This is a genomic window from Mesorhizobium sp. M0019, assembly GCF_040323975.1.
In the GTDB taxonomy this organism is placed as follows: Bacteria; Pseudomonadota; Alphaproteobacteria; order Rhizobiales; family Rhizobiaceae; genus Mesorhizobium.
Map to the genome: position 1 here is coordinate 1 of NZ_JAMYVK010000051.1, position 15,313 is coordinate 15,313.

Genomic DNA, 15,313 nt, shown 5'->3' on the forward strand with positions numbered 1-15,313 from the left:
CGAAATCAGGGTTGGCCGGCCCGATCCGCCGCGCCATTTCCTTGACTTTGGCAAGTCTCTCGCGCAGCGGGACGCTGCCGCGGTTACGCTCGATCTCATGGCGCAAGGCGGTTCTGACGGCCTCGGTCTTGCTGCGCGCGTTGGTAATCTGCTGCAGCTCGACGGCCATGGCATCGACGTCGGGATCGCGAATGAAGAGCGGCATTTGTATATCTTCCGAGTGATATATGTATATCACATCGGAGATATACTCGCCAGCGAATTCGCGAGCGGCGGTTTTGGTAAGGAGGGGAGGGAGGAATGCAGCTCGCGAAAATCCGTCGGGAGGGTCGGTTCTGGTGCTCAGTCGGGCGGATTGCCAGGACGCCTGACGCAGCCGAACCTTCTTTCGATCTCGTCCGGCCGGTCAGCATGAGCTTTTTGCTGCAGCCTGATATGCAGCTTCGATATCACGATCGTGTGCCGAAACATCCCAGACAGCGTGCTGCGGGGAAGGGGCCATTTATGAAAACCTGGATGGTTGATTTTGGGGTCGTACCAAAGGAGTTAGCATTCGCACAAATGCCAAGCCCGCTGCCCCGGGAAGGTGCAGCGGGCCCTTCAAAATAATGTCCTGCGATGGCTTCAGCCGATCGTCACGGCCACGTCGATCGAGCTCCTCGCTAGACTGAGACTAGGTGTTCTGAGCGCGGAGATGGCGACCAGCAGCAGCGGTCCTCCGCAAAATCGACCTCGGCCGTTCAAGGAGGGCGGAGCGAAACGACTATTCTTGCACTGCACCCGGCTGACGGCATTACCGTCAACCGAATATCTTTGCGCTCGGACGACTCCGGTCTGTGGAGCAGCACTCGGCGCAGCCGGTCTGCTTGGGAAGATAGAGTCGCGCATCCGCCTGACACTGAAGATGCTCCGGTGAGATGGCCTCGTCGGCCGCCTGAACCGCAACTACGATGCTGACAGTGACGCGGTGCGACACGCCAGGTGCAGGGCTCGGAAAAGCGGGGGCCTCAATGTTCCCGCGAATTTGCTCTGCCACAGCTTCCTTGTCCAACCCGGGCAGGACTACGAGGATCGCCATAGAGCGCCACATGATCGCGATCGCGCCTCACATTGTTTCGGATAGTGCCGGCGGTCTCGACCAGACAGCGATCGCCGCTCCAGACCGCGGCGCGTGCCCTCGAGTTATGGCCGAACCGTGCTTCTCGCGTGTGCGTCGGAACCCGAGGCAGGACAAGTGGGCTTTCCGAATTTTTCAGTAGCAGCACGGCAAATCTCACTTGCGCACAGCGGGTCGAAGGTCAACCACCGCAATTCACCTCGGCGATGGATCGACAGCCGTGACGTCCTCGATGACGAAGAAGCGGTTCGATTATGAGGTGCTCTTTCCTCCCGGCTCAAAGATCGTCGTCACCGGTGGGCTCGACTTTGACGATCACCGGCTGATTTGGGCCAAGCTCGACCAGGTCCATGAAAAGCACTCCGGCTGATTAACTGCCAAGCGGCAAAACTGACGCTCCGCACTGGCCTCTCATGCGCTTCAACGGTCACGTTTCAGATCAGCGACCAACCTTCTTCTATCCCATCGATTTCTGATTTGCTCTGTTTGGAGCTCTTGGCCCCGAATGACCGATTTGGCGGTATTTTCAACCACAACGAAGACCCTGCGCGCGCCAATGGGAAGGTCTTCCGAGCCGTAGTGGCCTACGATCTCAATCGACTGGTATCGAGCGTTCGAGGCGGACGCCAAGAAGAACATGCGGCACAAGCGGATCAGACGCCCATGCTTTATCTGCGCGGCGACGCGGACGGCCGCGGAATCGAGGACTATGTTGCTGGGATCGAGGCAATTGGTGCCGAGGCCTTGACAGGTAAGGTCATCAGTGGAGCTGGCGAGTTCATGCCCCTCGAAAGACCGGAGGCATTCGTGCAGGTCGTGCGCGACTTTGCGAAGAGCGCTGTGTCGGCTAGGGCCAAGGCAGCGTAGCGTTGTACTACCCGACAAGCCACAGCGATGTCGTCAGCGCCAGGATTCACTCATGGCGCATAGAAGGGCCGAGGTTCGCTTGTGGCGAAGCTGACGATCCGTGGTTCCATTATCATCATTATTCATGGTCTTTTTCCGAGAGCAGCCGATATCAGGCCGCTCAGTTTCCGGCGGCCAATCGTCACCCGTCGCAACTGGCTTAGGTGCTTTTGAGCGTGCCGTTCATCCCTTCCGGATAGAAGCCACCCTTGCTCACTCCGTCCTTGTCGGTGAGATAGACGATCCGGAGCACCTGTTGCGGTGTTCTGGTGAAGGCGATTGCGTCCGGCGTTGAAGGAACGATGTTGGCTTTGCCGTCCACCTGGATCCCCTGGTCCTTATCGTCCGATCCGTCGATTTTGTCTCGGGCATCTGAGACAGCGTTGGCGGCCTTCCAGGCTTCCTCTCCCTTCCGGTATAGCGTAGATCGCGCCATTCCCATGTGGTAGGCCTCGACCGCCAGGATGCCTGCGGCGGCGGCGAGGAAGTCTTTGTTTTTCAGAACTGTCGCCGCACCCGCATAGGCGGTGACCCCGACATCCTCGAACAGCATGCCGCCGAGAACGAAGTTCGTTTCGTTACCGAAGGGATCGAAGTCCCGCCCGAGGCCAGCTGCCTCCGTAACCGCCTTGAACCCCGCATCGAAATCTATGGCCGGCCTGTCGACGGCGTTCTTTGCAAGCGTCTTGCGGTAGAATCGGACGTGCGCGAGTTCGTTTTCAGCAACTTCCTGCATGAATTGGCCGATGGCAGGTGTTTCGAAGGACACTTTCTTTCCGCCGACGACATCGCCCGGTTTCGAGCCGGCATCGGCGTCGTCGATACCCTTTCCGGTGGTGCCGCGGAGGTAGTATTCAGCCTCCATATATTCGAGATTGAGCGCAAAACGGAAAATGTCCTCGTCCGATATGTCCTGTGCCAATACCGGAGAAGGCCGCGCGATTCCGCCGAGTGCCGCTCCGGCACCGAGTACGACAAGTCCCTGAAGCGACTGACGCCGGGATAGGTGAAGTGCGCCCTGCATGGCGGTCTCCTATGTTTGTTGATTCAACACCGCTGTCAGCACCGCGGCGCCGAATGCATTTGCCCGACGATTGGATGGTCCGGGGCGCCAAAATATTCCCGCGTCCCGCTACAAAAGCCCTGCGAAGGGAGCCGGCGTAAGCTCGACGTGGACTGCGTCTACGTGCGCTCGCTCGCCACGTTCAACTGATGAGTATTTTTTCGAACCAGGCTGATTGCGAGCCGATCTAAGACTGATTGCGCGAGGCGGTCACAACGGGCGCCAGCGAAGAGAAACGTATCCGTGAACACGGTGGCGAGCTTGTCCCGCAGCGCCTCGCGAAGCAGCCGGCGTGCGCGATAAAGGCGGGTGCTCACTGTCTGAGGTCGCAATGCCAAAAGAAAAGCCGTTTCCTCAATGCTCATTTCCTCGACGTCCCGCATGACAAAGACGATCCGAAAGGGCTCTGGCAAGCCACCGACGGCTCGCTCCAGGAGGCTGCGGATTTCAGCGAGAGCGGCCGCCTCTTCGGGATCAGGCTTGTGGGCGCTGAACGGAGCGACCATGCCTTCGATGACTTTCACATCGACAGTGGGCCGCCTTTTCCGGCGGCGTCCCAGCGCCTCGTTCAGCGCGATCCGGGTGAGCCAGGTCGACAGCCGCGCCTCCGCGCGGAATTCGGCCAGATGGGTGAAGGCGTGGATATAGGTCTCCTGAAGTACGTCCTCCGCCTCAGTGTCGTCATTCAGGACGGCGCGGGCGAGCCGGTGAAGCCGCTGATTGTGACGCTTGATGATTAACCAGAATGCGGCGGGGTCACGCTGACGCGCGTGTTCAACCAGCCCGGCGTCGTCAAGGTCTTCGATCCTCACTGCCTCGTTGGATCCGGTCGGCTTCATCATAGGCGCTCCAGATTCATCAGCTTACTATGAGTTAAGCGTTTTCCGGGTTTCGGTCTGCAGCCCGGTGGAGACTTGGGACTCTAGCGAACCGGAGGTCTGCTCACCACCCAACCGCGACGTAAAACGCTCCACGGCAGTAGGGTGGAGCCGAACCCTTCGGCCGGCTCGGTCGCGCCATAACCTGAATTTTGGAGAGATGACTGCGATCAGCAGCTTACCGATGGGATAGCAGCCCTTCACGCTTTCCCTGAACGGAAGGTCTTCTGGTCGCTACCGGCTGATCGAATTGCGGGCCGAGTTTCGTGAAACGCAGGTATTCCAAGGCCAGTGTCAAAGAAAAAGGCTTTATGCGGTATTGCACGAGCAAGCTGGACTGCGATGCGTGTTCGCTGACGCTGCGGTGTTGTCCGAAGGCGCCAGCGCGCAAAGAGGGTCGTTGGCTAGCGCGGAACGTCTGCCAACGAGCTTAGTGCCCGGCGGATAGAATCGCGCGAAAACGGTTTCTCGACAACTGGTCGACCGGCCCGTTCAACGAAGCGCGCCGCAGCGCCGCCGAGCGTGTCGCCGGTAACGAAAACGAATCGCTCCGCTATGCCCGGGGTTGCCTGACAGGCCCAGTCGAACAAAGCGGGGCCGTCGATGTTCGGCATTCGCAGATCGCAAAAGATCACATCGAAAACAGCACTCATCAGCGCTGCCTTGGCGCCGGCGCCGTCCTCGACGATCCTGACGGCAAAACCTTCAGCCTCTAGTAGCTCTGCCATCGTTTCTCCAACCTCCCGCTCGTCATCGACCACAAGGGCGGTGCAACCGATGCCCGCGACCGAGTGCGCCGCAACACCTTCGACTGAATCTGATGAAGTGCAGGCCTCCACCGGCAACAGCAACCGGAAATGCGCGCCGTCCGCACGGTCAAGCAGGGCCAGTCGTCCATTGTGCGACTGCACCACACTGAGCGAGAAAGCGAGCCCGATCCCGGTTCCCGCCCCCTGAGCCTTGGTGGTAAAAAACGGATCGAAAATGCGATTCCGGATCTCGGCGGGCACACCGGGGCCATTGTCGGCGATCACGATCTGGAGGTCATTGCCTTCAAGCGACGTTTCGATCTCGATCCGCCGCGGTGCGGGTATCTCCTGCAGGGCGTGTTGCGCGTTGACAATCAGGTTGTAGAACACCTGATGCATCTGGTCAGGGTCGACTTCCAGAGGCGGCAGGCCCTCGGCGAGCCGGCATAGCACCTCGATGCCCGCCGTGCGCAAACCGTAGCCGGCGATGCCGAGAACTGCGCGGATCAGATCGTTGATGTTGGTACTGCGGCGCTCCGGCTGGCGTTGTCGCGCCATTGCCAGGAAGGTCTTCACGATGCGTGCGCAGCGCTCGGCGGCGAGTCTGATCTTGCCGGCCCGCTGTGCGTGGGCGGTTCCGCCTAGAAATTCTTCCAGCAACTGGGCCTGCGCGACGACGACCGCCAAGGGGTTGTTGAGTTCGTGCGAAACGCCGGCAAGCAGCGAACCAAGTGCGTTGAGCCGCTCGCTCTGAGCCAATGCCTCACGCGACCGCGCCAGTTCGGCTTCAGCCGCCTTGGTTGCGGTGAGATCAAGAATGCTGCCGACGATCACCGGTCGATCGTCCATCTCGATGTGGCGCCAACTCAGCGACACGGTAAACGCGGAGCCGTCCAGACGCCGAAGTTGAGCCTCCACGCCGTCGGCGCGCGGCTGCTGACGTGACAGGGTTCTGAGGCGCCGATAGTCTTCCCGTGTGGCGAACCAGCGGTGCCGCCGGAAGCGGTCCTCGTCATGCGGGCCTATACCCATGATCTCGCGGAAGGCGGGATTGGCGCTAATCAGCTGCCTCGTTCGCGAGTCTATGAACACGACCGGAACCGGATGATGGTGAGTGAGGTCTCGGAAGCGCCGCTCGCTTCGCAGCAGGCGCTCGGCCGCGCGCTTCTGCTCGGAAATGTCAATATCGAAGCCGCCGATGCGCGCCTGCTGCTGATCGGCCCCCAGAACGGGAAAGCGGACGACAAGGCTCCAGGCATAGTGGGCCGCGTTGCTTAGGAATTCCTCGATTGCAATCGCCTGTCCCGATTCCAGGACGCGGCGATCGTTTTCCGCGATCATCGCGGCCTCCTGGGGCCCGAAAATGTCGGCCGCGCTTAATCCGATTGCGCTCTCGGCCGGCCGGCCGAAGACCTTTCCCATTTCGGGATTGGCGATCAGATAGCGCCCGTCGGTATCCTTCAGGTACATGCCTACGGGAGCATGCTTCATGAACGCCGCCAATCGGGCTTCGCTGGCACGCAGAGCGGCGTCGGCAGCGTGGCGCTGCGACAGGTCGCGCAAGCTCGCCGTGAAGAAACGACGTTTGCCGCTCCGGGCTTCGGTGATCGTGAGTTCCACCGGAAACTCGGTGCCGTTCGCTCGCATGGCAGTCTGCTCTGTACGACGCCCGAGCAACCGCGGGGCGCCACCCGCCAGATAGGCCGCAAGCCCGTTTGCGTGCGCCTTGCGCAGATGCGGCGGGACGATGAGCTCCGAGATCTGTCTGCCGACCGCTTCAGCGCGCGAATAGCCGAAGGTCGCCTCGGCCGCCGGGTTGAATTCAACAACGAATCCGGCTTCGTCCGTGACGATCACGCAGTCGAGCGATGAGCGAACCACCGAAGCGAGGATCGCCTCTTGGAATGCGTTTCCGGCGTCGTCTTCTTGCAAGGGCGGGGCACTCCGTGACGGCCGGTCGGAACGCTGGCCGTCGGGCTGGCAAGGATGACGATTATCGTGAGTTCCGGCAAGATGCCTGAATCCGACCGCAGTACGGTGCGGGGGTAGGGAAACGCTTGCACCAGCAGGACAAGGAGCGCCAGTAGCGGGCCTTCCAGAACGTGCCTGTCAACTTCGGATAGCTACAGTAAGCGGACGCTCCGTGATCGCCGTAGAAAAAACCATGAGGCCGCGGTGACACTCTTGACGCAGGGGCTTTCATCGCTTCCGCTTCATCTCCGTGACACGCCTCGTCCGCACCTCAGTTGATGCCTTCTCCTTCCGAATATTACGAGGAGCCGATTTAGTGTGATGCCGCTGCTGTGAGAACCTGTTACCCTGACTCGCCGTAAAACAGGCTAGCCGCGCATGGAACGGAGACTTAGCGCGATACTTGCTGCCGATGTGGTCGGTTATAGCCGGCTCATGGGTCTCGACGAGGGCGGCACGCTTTCGGCGCTCAAGACGCATCGGCGAGAACTGGTCGACAGCAAGATCGCCGAGCACCAGGGCCGGATCGTGAAACTCACAGGCGACGGTATGCTGGTGGAATTCCAGAGCGTGGTGAACGCTGTCGCTTGCGCGACCGACATCCAGCGCAGGATGCTCGAGCGCAACGCCGACGTGCAAGAGGAGCGCCGCATCGAATTTCGCATCGGCATCAATGTTGGCGACATTATCTTCGATGACAACGACATCTATGGCGACGGCGTCAACGTGGCGGCGCGAATTGAAAGCATCGCCCGGCCCGGAGGTATCGCTATCTCCGGCGCGGTTCGTGACCATCTTGGCAAGAATCTTGATCTGGATTTCGAGGACACGGGGGAACACGAGCTCAAGAACATCGACCGGCCGGTCAGGGTCTACCACGTCGCACTCGCGGCGCCGTTTAGTTTTGAGGACAGCGCGATGACAGCATCTCCTCAAAGCCACATGAAGGCAAAACCTTCAATCGCTGTCCTGCCGTTCACAAATATGAGCGGCGACCCCGAGCAGGAGTATTTCTCCGACGGAATTACCGAAGACATCATCACCGACCTGTCGAAAATCTCCGGCCTCCACGTCCTCGCCCGCAACACGGTGTTCACCTATAAAGGCAAGCCCGTGAAGGTGCAGCAAGTGGCGCGGGAACTCGGCGTCAAGTTCGTGCTCGAGGGGAGCGTACGGAAGGCAGGTCAGCGCGTCCGTATCACGGGACAGCTTATCGACGGGGCTGATGGCGGTCACGTCTGGGCCGACCGATACGACCGTGAACTCACCGACATCTTCGCGATCCAGGACGAGATCACTCACACCATCGTCGATCAGCTCAAGGTCAAGCTGCTGCCGGCCGAAAAGAAGGCGATCAGGGCTGCGCCCACTGACAATGTAGAGGCCTATACGTATTATCTGAGGGGGAGAGAGTTTTTTCACCGAACGTCCAAAACCTACTATGTGCTGGCGAAGCGGATGTTTGGCAAAGCAATCGAGTTCGACCCACTTTATGCGCGCGCCTATGCGGGCATCGCCGACTGCGACTCCTTTCTATTCCTAAATTACGACGAGAAAGTTTCTCTCGAAAGCATTCTGGCCAACAGCGGTAAGGCGCTCGATATCGAAAGTGGACTTGCAGAAGCACACGCGTCGCGTGGTCTCGCTCTCTCGGTCGGCCAAAGATATGAAGAGGCCGAAAAGGAGTTCGAGCAGGCTATCGCAAGTGATCCCAATCTATTCGAAGCGCATTATTTCTACGCGCGTGCGTGCTATGCACAAGGTAAGCTCAAAGGGGCTGCCCACCATTACGAGCGGGCCGCCGAGATCAAGCCCGATGACTATCAGTCTGTTCTTCTGCTTATGCAGGTTTATCGTTCTCTAGGGCGGCCGGAAGACGAAAGGGAAGCGGCTCGCAAAGGCGTGTTACGCGCCGAGCGCGAATTGGCGAAGTATCCTGAGAACCCCCGGCCAGCCTATCTCGGCGCAAATGCTCTCGCCTTGATCGGGGAGACCGAACGTGCCAAGGAATGGTCGGCACGTGCGCTGGCAATCGATCCGGACGACATTCTGACGCAATACAATACCGCCTGCCTTTGCTGTCATTTCGGCGAGCTCGATCGTGCGCTCGATCTGCTGGAACGCCTGCTGCCTCATGCAAACCACGAGACCAAGGCATGGGTGAAGCAGGATTCTGACTTTGCGCCACTGCACGAGCATCCGCGCTGGCAGCGCGTATTGGAGCTGGCAGCTTAGCCATTGAGCCCTGCCTCACAGCGATGAGCGGCTACATGCCTGACCTTGGTAGCGCAATCGTGTCTCTCAGGGGATTATGAATAGGCGCTAGGTATACCTTTGGCGACGTTTGTGCCAGTCGCGGTCAGGGACCGCTCAGGGTCACGATTTGCCCTTCAATTTCCTGAAGCGAGAGTTTCGGAAGACGAAATGCCGGAAGTGCCCTCTACGCGGGCCGACTGATGCCAAGTCGCTTCATTTGCCGATTTGCCGTAGCGGATGTCCATGCGACGGACCGTGTCGGGCCCGTTGCGGAACGCGATGGACCGATCGGGTGCTTTGACCAGCTCGCGCCGTGATCGAGTTTGTCGGCGCAGGATGACATTGGTCAACCAGTTCCGACCCAACCAGACCGCCAGCTTCAGCGGAGAGCCGAAAATAGCAGAATGACGGCGAAGATGCCGAACCGCCGACACGTGAAGCAATCAGCACTCCCGTGGCAGAAGGATCAATCCACGACCAGGAAAGGCACACCGTCAGTATGGAACGTCAGACATGGGCGGCTCAGAAGCGGTATGTTATGCCGAGAACCGGACCGGACAGGGTTGCATCAAACACATAGCCGTCGTCATCGTAGTCGATCGCCAAGTGCTTATAGCCGGCGGAAACCGAGAGGTGGTCGGTAAGCAGGTAATTCACGGTTCCCAGCACCTGCCAGGTGAAATCGGCGCCCACCCCGAAGCCCGCCTATATCCGCCTGCGCCATCACGGAAAGCCTGTCGGTGATGTTGTAGAAGGCGCGCGCCCCGATCACCGGATCGACCCAGCCGAAATCCTCCTCGCGCGACAAGGAGAACCCAGCATATTGCACTGTCACATCATTCGAGATGTACCAGACGCGGGCGCCGGCAAGCGCGTCGAACGTGAACTGCGGAGTGTCCAGGAAACGATCTGTAAGGAGAACGCAAAGTTCACCGAACCTGCTCATTCTACAGATCAGCAGTTGCTCTCGTTGTGGCTAGCTGTTTAGTCCCGGCATTTAATGGGTTGGATTCCGCCAGGCGCGTCAGGCAATACAATGTCGACACGCCTGAGGACAGCTAGGAAAGAAGCTGAACAGGATGTCCTTGCACTGACAGCAGTTTGACCGCCTTGCGGTCGAAGGAGAGGAATGTCTCCCCGCCCAGCCAGTCGCCGTCGAAGGCAATCACGCCGTCCGCAAAATCACCGCCGGCCTCAAGCACTGCAAGCCCTGCCTCGACAGCTGGCCGGTTGACGACGACATTTGCGGTATTCGCCAAGGCTCGGATTGCCGCCACGATATCTGCGCGTGCGGTTTGATACTGTCGGCCCAAAACCCATGCGAACTCGCACAAGGCCTGAAGGCTAACGGCCACGATGTCTGCCTTCGCCAAGAGATCGACGGCCGCTTCCGCCTGTCGTTCATCGTCGGCGACATAGGCACGCAGCAGAACGTTGGTATCGGCCGTGACTTTCATTCCTTGCTCGATCCCGCTGCAGTACCCGCTTCCGCGATTGCCTCGTTGATCTCTTCAATGCTCAACACCCGGCCATTCGTCTTGCCCTTGAGAAAACCGTAGAGCTCCCGGAATGATCCCTTTGCCCGCGCCGCCTTCAATTCCGCCCGGCCGTCGGGGAGCAGATCAAGTTCGATCTTCTCGCCCGGCCTGATGCCCAGATGCTGCAGAACGTCCTTGCGGAAGGTCACCTGTCCCCGTGCCGTCACCGTCAATGTAGTCATTTTCGCAGCTCCAACTCATCCACACGATTAGATAATGCAAATTTGCATTATCATCAATAGCAAAGGCGTCGTCGAGCAGTTGCGCTCTGGCGGGTCCACAATCACAACGGCCGGAGGCATCCTGTGCGCGTAACGAATCGCGACATCGGCATCGCCGGCGCGCAGGTACAGCTATTAGCAGCGTGCTGGCCGAGTGCGGCCGCCGGAGCTCGTGCCGGCCGCCCAAGGAGCGCACCTGTCAAATGGAGTGAAATCCTTAGTCGTTCCTTCATTCATCCTGGCTTAAATATTTCCATGGAATGGGGTGCCCGTATCTTGAGGCGGTTTGTTAGCTGTCTGCGACAAACAGGCAAGAGCGGCAACGTTGCTACTATTTTTGCCCTGTCTTTGCCGATTGTCGTCGGCGCAGCGGGTCTCGGTATCGAGACCTCCTACTGGTATTTTAGCAGCCTGAAATTACAGGCGGTGGCGGATGCGGCGGCCTATGCTGGCGCTTTGGAAAAGATTTCGGGATCTGACAAGCCAACGATTGTCGCCGCCGCGACACTGTCAGCGACGACGAACGGCTGGGACCCGTCAACAGGCACAATCGAAATCTTCACGCCTCCGTCCTCTGGCCCGAATGTCGCCCAAAAGGCCGTCGAGGTTATCGTTCATCAGACCCTCGATCGGTTTTTCACATCGATATTCACGCAAAACCCGGTCGGCGCACGGGCAAGAGCGGTGGCTCTTATCACGGATTCTTCAAAGGCCTGCGCTTTGTCGCTCAATCGTTCCGCTCCGAAAGCGGCGCTGTTTTCCGGCAGTTCGAATCTCAAACTGACCGGCTGCGTCGTGATGTCGAATTCGATAGCCGCGGACGCCATCAAGCTTCAGGGATCGGCAAACCTTCAGGTCGATTGCCTAATATCGGCAGGCGGTGTTTCGTTGAGCAACCCCGTGACGACCGTCTGCGCCAGTCCGATAACCCAGGCGTTGCCCGCTGCCGATCCTTTTGCCGACTTGCCGGCGCCACCGGCCACGAACCCCTGTCAAAACAGCAATCAGTCGACGTTGCAACCTGGAACATACTGCAGGGGGCTCAGCTTGAGCGGCAATGTGACGCTCTCGCCCGGGGTATACGTCATTCAGGGAGGAGATTTCAAAGCGAACTCGAATGCAAATATTTCAGGCGAGGGAGTCATTATCTATCTGGCCGGCAGCTCGGGCGTCAGCATGAACGGCACGGCCATTGTCAAGCTCAGCGCACCGACGTTAGGCACCTATTCGGGGGTGCTGTTTTACGGAGACAAAGCTAACCAGACGGGATCGAACACGTTTAATGGCACGGCAGATTCGCTTTTGACCGGCGCTTTGTATTTTCCAACACAGGATGTCAATTACCTCGGCAATTTCTCGGGCAAAGGTGGTTGCACTCAGGTCGTCGCCAGTACCGTGCAGTGGTCCGGCAATGCGAACGTCAATCAGGATTGCACGAGCCTTGGGATGCGAGACATTCCGGCCACGCAATCGATAAAGCTTGTCGAGTAATCTTCGTGGCACGGTTACCAGCCCGGATGTTCGGGAGCGATTCGGGTATTGCCGCGGTGGAGTTTGCGCTGGTTGTGCCGATCCTTTGCCTGGTACTTCTTGGCATCATTGACGGCTGGTCTTTTGTATCAAGCGCGTTGTCGATGCGTGCGGGCGTGAAAACGGCGGCCAATCTCGTGATGCAAGGCGCAGCCGACGACGCGGCTACCCAGACCGTCGCCCTTTCGAGCTGGGAAAATCATCCCGATGACGCGCAGGTGACGCTGAGCCGGAAATATATGTGCGGGATCATCGTGGTCGATCCATCTGTGCTGTGCGACAGTTTGAAAGCTTCCGCGGTTTTCGTTGAAATACAGGCGACGGCCACCTGGTCCCCGCCCTTCAGTTTCGGCGAGTTTTCCCTCTCGCGCGAGCTCAGCCACAAACAGGTGATACGTGTTCGCTAAAGGGAGAGCCTTCATACGTGAGGCATCAGGCGGAGCCGCACTGGAGTTCGCGCTGATCGCGCCTATTCTGATAATGCTTTTGATCGGCATCTTCGCATTCGGCTGGGCTCTGAATGCCATGTCAAGTGTTCGCTATACTCTGGAAACGTCCTCACGAGCGCTGCAAATGAAGAATTCGCTGACCGAAGCCGAGATAAAAGCGATAGCCACGGCAAAATTGCTGAGTTTGGGATTAACCGATGTCGACATAACAATAGCAATCGACGCCCCCAGCGGCGGCTTTCGAATGGCCCATCTGACCGCCAAATATGCGTTCGCGATCGAGTTTCCGTACTTCGACCGATACTCGATAAATTATGCGACAACTGTCACAGTTCCGTTGGTTGCGTCATGAGCGCACCCAATAGTCTCTTTAGGCAACATGCGCAGTGATCGGCTTGTTCTTCTTTGCTTGCGTTCAGGTCTGCTTCACCGCCACCGGCGCGGAACGTAGACTTCGGCGCGGGCCTTCATCCTGGCTATAGATCGGGGACGGCATGTATGATCACGGCCTTTGCCCCGGCAATGCGCGGCTTGCCGTCCCTCACCTCGGCCGCTATTCCCTGCCTAACACCGCGCGCTGCACAGCGCGGACCGACGGCAGAGACTCCCTGACGGAGATAATGCCGGCCGCCGGCTCCGCGCTTGCTCACGATCTCGCCAGTGCGGAAGTCCATGCACAGCGGGCGCTATCGCTTAACGGCGGTCGGCGCCGGCCTGGCGACGAAGAGCACATATTCCGGCAGTTATTCCCTCGCACAGCGCACCTGCGGGTGCCGCGGACAAATTCGCCGATATCATTCAGGCGCCTGTCGAACATCGGGAGGAGCCGCTTGGTCCGGGCACAAGCCTGGACGATCATCTCTCCGAAAAAAACTGGCGACGCCACGCGAGGACAATTTCGAGCATGCCGTTGGCGAGACGCTTCTGGTCGCGATTGCGCGGCGTCTTGAGAAAGCAATCAGACGTGGTGGCTTGGTTGCGAGATTGGTGGAGATGAATTCGCTCTGCTGATGTCCGGCCCTGCGATGGGACCGGCGACGTTAGCCTCCCGACGCGGCTCATGAAGAACTTGGCGCAACGGCTAAAGGCGGACGTTGGCACCCCCTCCGGGCGGACCCATAGGCTACCCGGAAGGGTAGTTCAAGAATCCTGACAGGGCGCTGTATCAGGCCGAGGCAAGGGGCCGAGGCATATGGAAACACCCTTTTGACCCGACTGGACAGCGATCGCAGCTCGACGCGGGTAACAACGCTCCGCGATTTAATCCGGCTCGCGCGTGGGCGGTTCTGATATACAAGTGGGGCGCCTAACGGAGGTCACAATGGTTGAAGAAGGCGACAACCGCCGCGAACGGAGACAGCGCGTCCTGAAGGGTGCCGCGATCATTAACGGCATCAACAACTCCGAAATCAGCTGCACCATTCGAAACCAGAACGTCGGCGGAGCCGAACTCAAGGTGCCGGTCGAAGCCCTGGTGCCGGAGCATTTCCTTCTCTACGTGCCGACCGATGGCGTTGCCTATCGGTCTGTGTTGCGCTGGCGCAGGAACGACCGCGTCGGTGTGCAGTTCACCGAAACAGTGCCCAAACCGCGCTTTCACTATGGCTGAAGTTCTCGTCGCACCAGCCGAGCACCACCGGTAGCAACAGTTGGCACTGGCCTTCAACACAGCAAGGGAAGCCGCCGCACGGCCATGGGCAAAGGCTCAACTCACACAAGCCGTCGATTGTCTCGTCGACCTTCAGGTTCTGACCGCTCAGCGCGGCATCGCGCCAAAATGTCGCCGCATCACGTTGATCAGGAAACGGACGATGATTGGAACCGAACTCGCCAGCGCGGCCTCGCGGCGGTAGACGACCGAGAGGCTCTGCCGCCCCAGGATTTCCCCGGTCAACCGCCGCAACCCCGGCTCGCTATCTCCGATGATGCGGGGCAGCACCGCGAGGCCGAGCCCCGCCAACGAGCGCAGGAGCTGGTTTGTCCCCGGCAACACAGCAGCCCGGCGGATCGACCGCTGGCTGGCGAAAGAGGTAGCGTTACGGGCGCCCCATGACGATAGCAAGGGATGCGATGCCTTCGCCTTCGACCCAATTTCGAGCCGGTATCTGGAAATTGCGGACGACCTCCGTATTCGCACGCCGTATTCGAGGACGGTGCTTGAAGAATTGCGTGCGGTTCCGTGGGCGAGTTGGGACGATGAGTTGCGGGCCTGGAGAGTTCCATTCCGCTCATATGAAGAGCTCCGGCGCCGATGGCCAAGCATCGAAAAGGCTGCGCAGCAAGCCGAACCGGAGGAAAGGAAAGGGCAACGGGCGGCCGCCAGGAACACCGAATCCTATAGGGCCGCACAAAAGCGGGCTGCTGAGCGCCGGCGTCATCGCTATCCGTTGCCAGTTCAAGATCTACCTACCCTGGGCCGCGCTGTCGCGACCGAGCAGTACGGGACTGTCGTGTTCACTGAGATTTCCGGTGAACTCGTTGAGCTATCAGACGCAGCCGCCTTCTATTCCCATGGACTGCCTGCGAACGGCGACTTCGTTTGGGGCAGGTGGCGTTCGGCTACGCTTGCAGAACTTGTAAGCACATGGCCCGCTCGGCTCTCGGCCAAACCGACCGAACGCTTCAGCGGCTGGTG

General features: G+C 59.4%; 14 protein-coding genes and 2 pseudogenes. 7 read left to right on the forward strand and 9 right to left on the reverse strand.

The genetic code is table 11. The features are described from left to right. Nucleotides 1-205 (reverse strand): type II toxin-antitoxin system VapB family antitoxin (locus tag NKK47_RS27960; protein ID WP_352579029.1); only part of this gene is annotated, 205 nt, incomplete at its 3' end. A gap of 1,080 nt (nucleotides 206-1,285) precedes the next feature. Between NKK47_RS27960 and NKK47_RS27965 the strand changes: the two are divergent. Further along, nucleotides 1,286-1,478 (forward strand): annotated as a pseudogene (locus NKK47_RS27965) (SLOG family protein); the annotation flags it as partial. A 134-nt stretch (nucleotides 1,479-1,612) separates the two neighbouring features. After that, a complete protein-coding gene (locus tag NKK47_RS27970) occupies nucleotides 1,613-1,984 on the forward strand; it encodes an alpha/beta fold hydrolase (protein WP_352579030.1) in 372 nt (123 codons plus the stop codon). A gap of 199 nt (nucleotides 1,985-2,183) precedes the next feature. Here NKK47_RS27970 and NKK47_RS27975 read toward each other — a convergent pair whose 3' ends face one another. The 3 genes from NKK47_RS27975 to NKK47_RS27985 all read right to left on the reverse strand — a co-directional run bounded on the left by NKK47_RS27975 (nucleotide 2,184) and on the right by NKK47_RS27985 (nucleotide 6,645). Further along, on the reverse strand, nucleotides 2,184-3,047 hold the full coding sequence (locus tag NKK47_RS27975; protein WP_352648065.1) for a ferritin-like domain-containing protein: 864 nt from the start codon (nucleotides 3,045-3,047) through the stop codon (nucleotides 2,184-2,186). A 158-nt stretch (nucleotides 3,048-3,205) separates the two neighbouring features. Beyond that, nucleotides 3,206-3,928 carry an RNA polymerase sigma factor gene (locus tag NKK47_RS27980; protein WP_352579031.1) on the reverse strand — a complete coding sequence of 241 codons (723 nt, stop codon included), beginning with the start codon at nucleotides 3,926-3,928 and terminating at the stop codon, nucleotides 3,206-3,208. A 440-nt stretch (nucleotides 3,929-4,368) separates the two neighbouring features. Continuing rightward, a complete protein-coding gene (locus NKK47_RS27985) occupies nucleotides 4,369-6,645 on the reverse strand; it encodes a hybrid sensor histidine kinase/response regulator (protein ID WP_352579032.1) in 2,277 nt (758 codons plus the stop codon). A 417-nt stretch (nucleotides 6,646-7,062) separates the two neighbouring features. Here NKK47_RS27985 and NKK47_RS27990 point away from each other — a divergent pair, with 417 nt between their 5' ends. Further along, on the forward strand, nucleotides 7,063-8,919 hold the full coding sequence (locus NKK47_RS27990) for a TPR end-of-group domain-containing protein (protein WP_352455490.1): 1,857 nt from the start codon (nucleotides 7,063-7,065) through the stop codon (nucleotides 8,917-8,919). 155 nt (nucleotides 8,920-9,074) lie between these two features. Here the strand turns inward: NKK47_RS27990 and NKK47_RS27995 are convergent, their stop codons facing one another. From NKK47_RS27995 to NKK47_RS28010, 4 genes and pseudogenes are all read right to left on the reverse strand, one after another. Beyond that, nucleotides 9,075-9,383, reverse strand: coding sequence for a hypothetical protein (locus tag NKK47_RS27995; RefSeq protein ID WP_352455491.1), 309 nt, complete (start codon nucleotides 9,381-9,383; stop codon nucleotides 9,075-9,077). 79 nt (nucleotides 9,384-9,462) lie between these two features. After that, nucleotides 9,463-9,847, reverse strand: a pseudogene (locus tag NKK47_RS28000) (porin family protein); the annotation flags it as partial. A gap of 151 nt (nucleotides 9,848-9,998) precedes the next feature. Further along, on the reverse strand, nucleotides 9,999-10,397 hold the full coding sequence (locus tag NKK47_RS28005) for a type II toxin-antitoxin system VapC family toxin (protein ID WP_352579033.1): 399 nt from the start codon (nucleotides 10,395-10,397) through the stop codon (nucleotides 9,999-10,001). Then, nucleotides 10,394-10,660, reverse strand: coding sequence for an AbrB/MazE/SpoVT family DNA-binding domain-containing protein (locus NKK47_RS28010; protein WP_059186960.1), 267 nt, complete (start codon nucleotides 10,658-10,660; stop codon nucleotides 10,394-10,396). The genes NKK47_RS28005 and NKK47_RS28010 overlap by 4 nt, the downstream gene beginning before the upstream one ends. Nucleotides 10,661-10,783: 123 nt before the next feature. On the opposite strand from NKK47_RS28010, the gene NKK47_RS28015 reads away from it, so the two are divergent. From NKK47_RS28015 to NKK47_RS28035, 4 genes are all read left to right on the forward strand, one after another. After that, the gene (locus NKK47_RS28015; RefSeq protein ID WP_352579034.1) at nucleotides 10,784-12,190 is read left to right on the forward strand and encodes a pilus assembly protein TadG-related protein; all 1,407 of its coding nucleotides are present in this window, start codon (nucleotides 10,784-10,786) and stop codon (nucleotides 12,188-12,190) included. Nucleotides 12,191-12,216: 26 nt separating this feature from the next. Then, entirely contained in the window at nucleotides 12,217-12,636 is a 420-nt protein-coding gene (locus NKK47_RS28020) for a TadE/TadG family type IV pilus assembly protein (protein WP_352455494.1), read from the forward strand. Next, nucleotides 12,626-13,030 (forward strand): TadE/TadG family type IV pilus assembly protein, encoded by a 405-nt coding sequence (locus tag NKK47_RS35255; protein ID WP_352455495.1) that lies wholly within the window; start codon nucleotides 12,626-12,628, stop codon nucleotides 13,028-13,030. Before NKK47_RS28020 ends, NKK47_RS35255 begins: the two co-directional genes overlap by 11 nt. Before the next feature lie 969 nt (nucleotides 13,031-13,999). After that, entirely contained in the window at nucleotides 14,000-14,287 is a 288-nt protein-coding gene (locus tag NKK47_RS28035) for a PilZ domain-containing protein (RefSeq protein WP_352579035.1), read from the forward strand. Nucleotides 14,288-14,434: 147 nt separating this feature from the next. Here NKK47_RS28035 and NKK47_RS28040 read toward each other — a convergent pair whose 3' ends face one another. Continuing rightward, nucleotides 14,435-14,638, reverse strand: a complete 204-nt coding sequence (locus tag NKK47_RS28040) for a hypothetical protein (protein WP_352579036.1) — start codon at nucleotides 14,636-14,638, stop codon at nucleotides 14,435-14,437. Nucleotides 14,639-15,313: the final 675 nt, after the last annotated feature.

What these genes read in the sequence shown, in the direction of transcription:
- NKK47_RS27975 (WP_352648065.1), bottom strand. Translation starts at nt 3,047, where the DNA reads ATGCAGGGCGCACTTCACCTATCCCGGCGTCAGTCGCTTCAGGGACTT.
- NKK47_RS27980 (WP_352579031.1), bottom strand. Translation starts at nt 3,928, where the DNA reads ATGATGAAGCCGACCGGATCCAACGAGGCAGTGAGGATCGAAGACCTT.
- NKK47_RS27990 (WP_352455490.1), top strand. Translation starts at nt 7,063, where the DNA reads ATGGAACGGAGACTTAGCGCGATACTTGCTGCCGATGTGGTCGGTTAT.
- NKK47_RS28005 (WP_352579033.1), bottom strand. Translation starts at nt 10,397, where the DNA reads ATGAAAGTCACGGCCGATACCAACGTTCTGCTGCGTGCCTATGTCGCC.
- NKK47_RS28010 (WP_059186960.1), bottom strand. Translation starts at nt 10,660, where the DNA reads ATGACTACATTGACGGTGACGGCACGGGGACAGGTGACCTTCCGCAAG.
- NKK47_RS28020 (WP_352455494.1), top strand. Translation starts at nt 12,217, where the DNA reads ATGTTCGGGAGCGATTCGGGTATTGCCGCGGTGGAGTTTGCGCTGGTT.
- NKK47_RS28035 (WP_352579035.1), top strand. Translation starts at nt 14,000, where the DNA reads ATGGTTGAAGAAGGCGACAACCGCCGCGAACGGAGACAGCGCGTCCTG.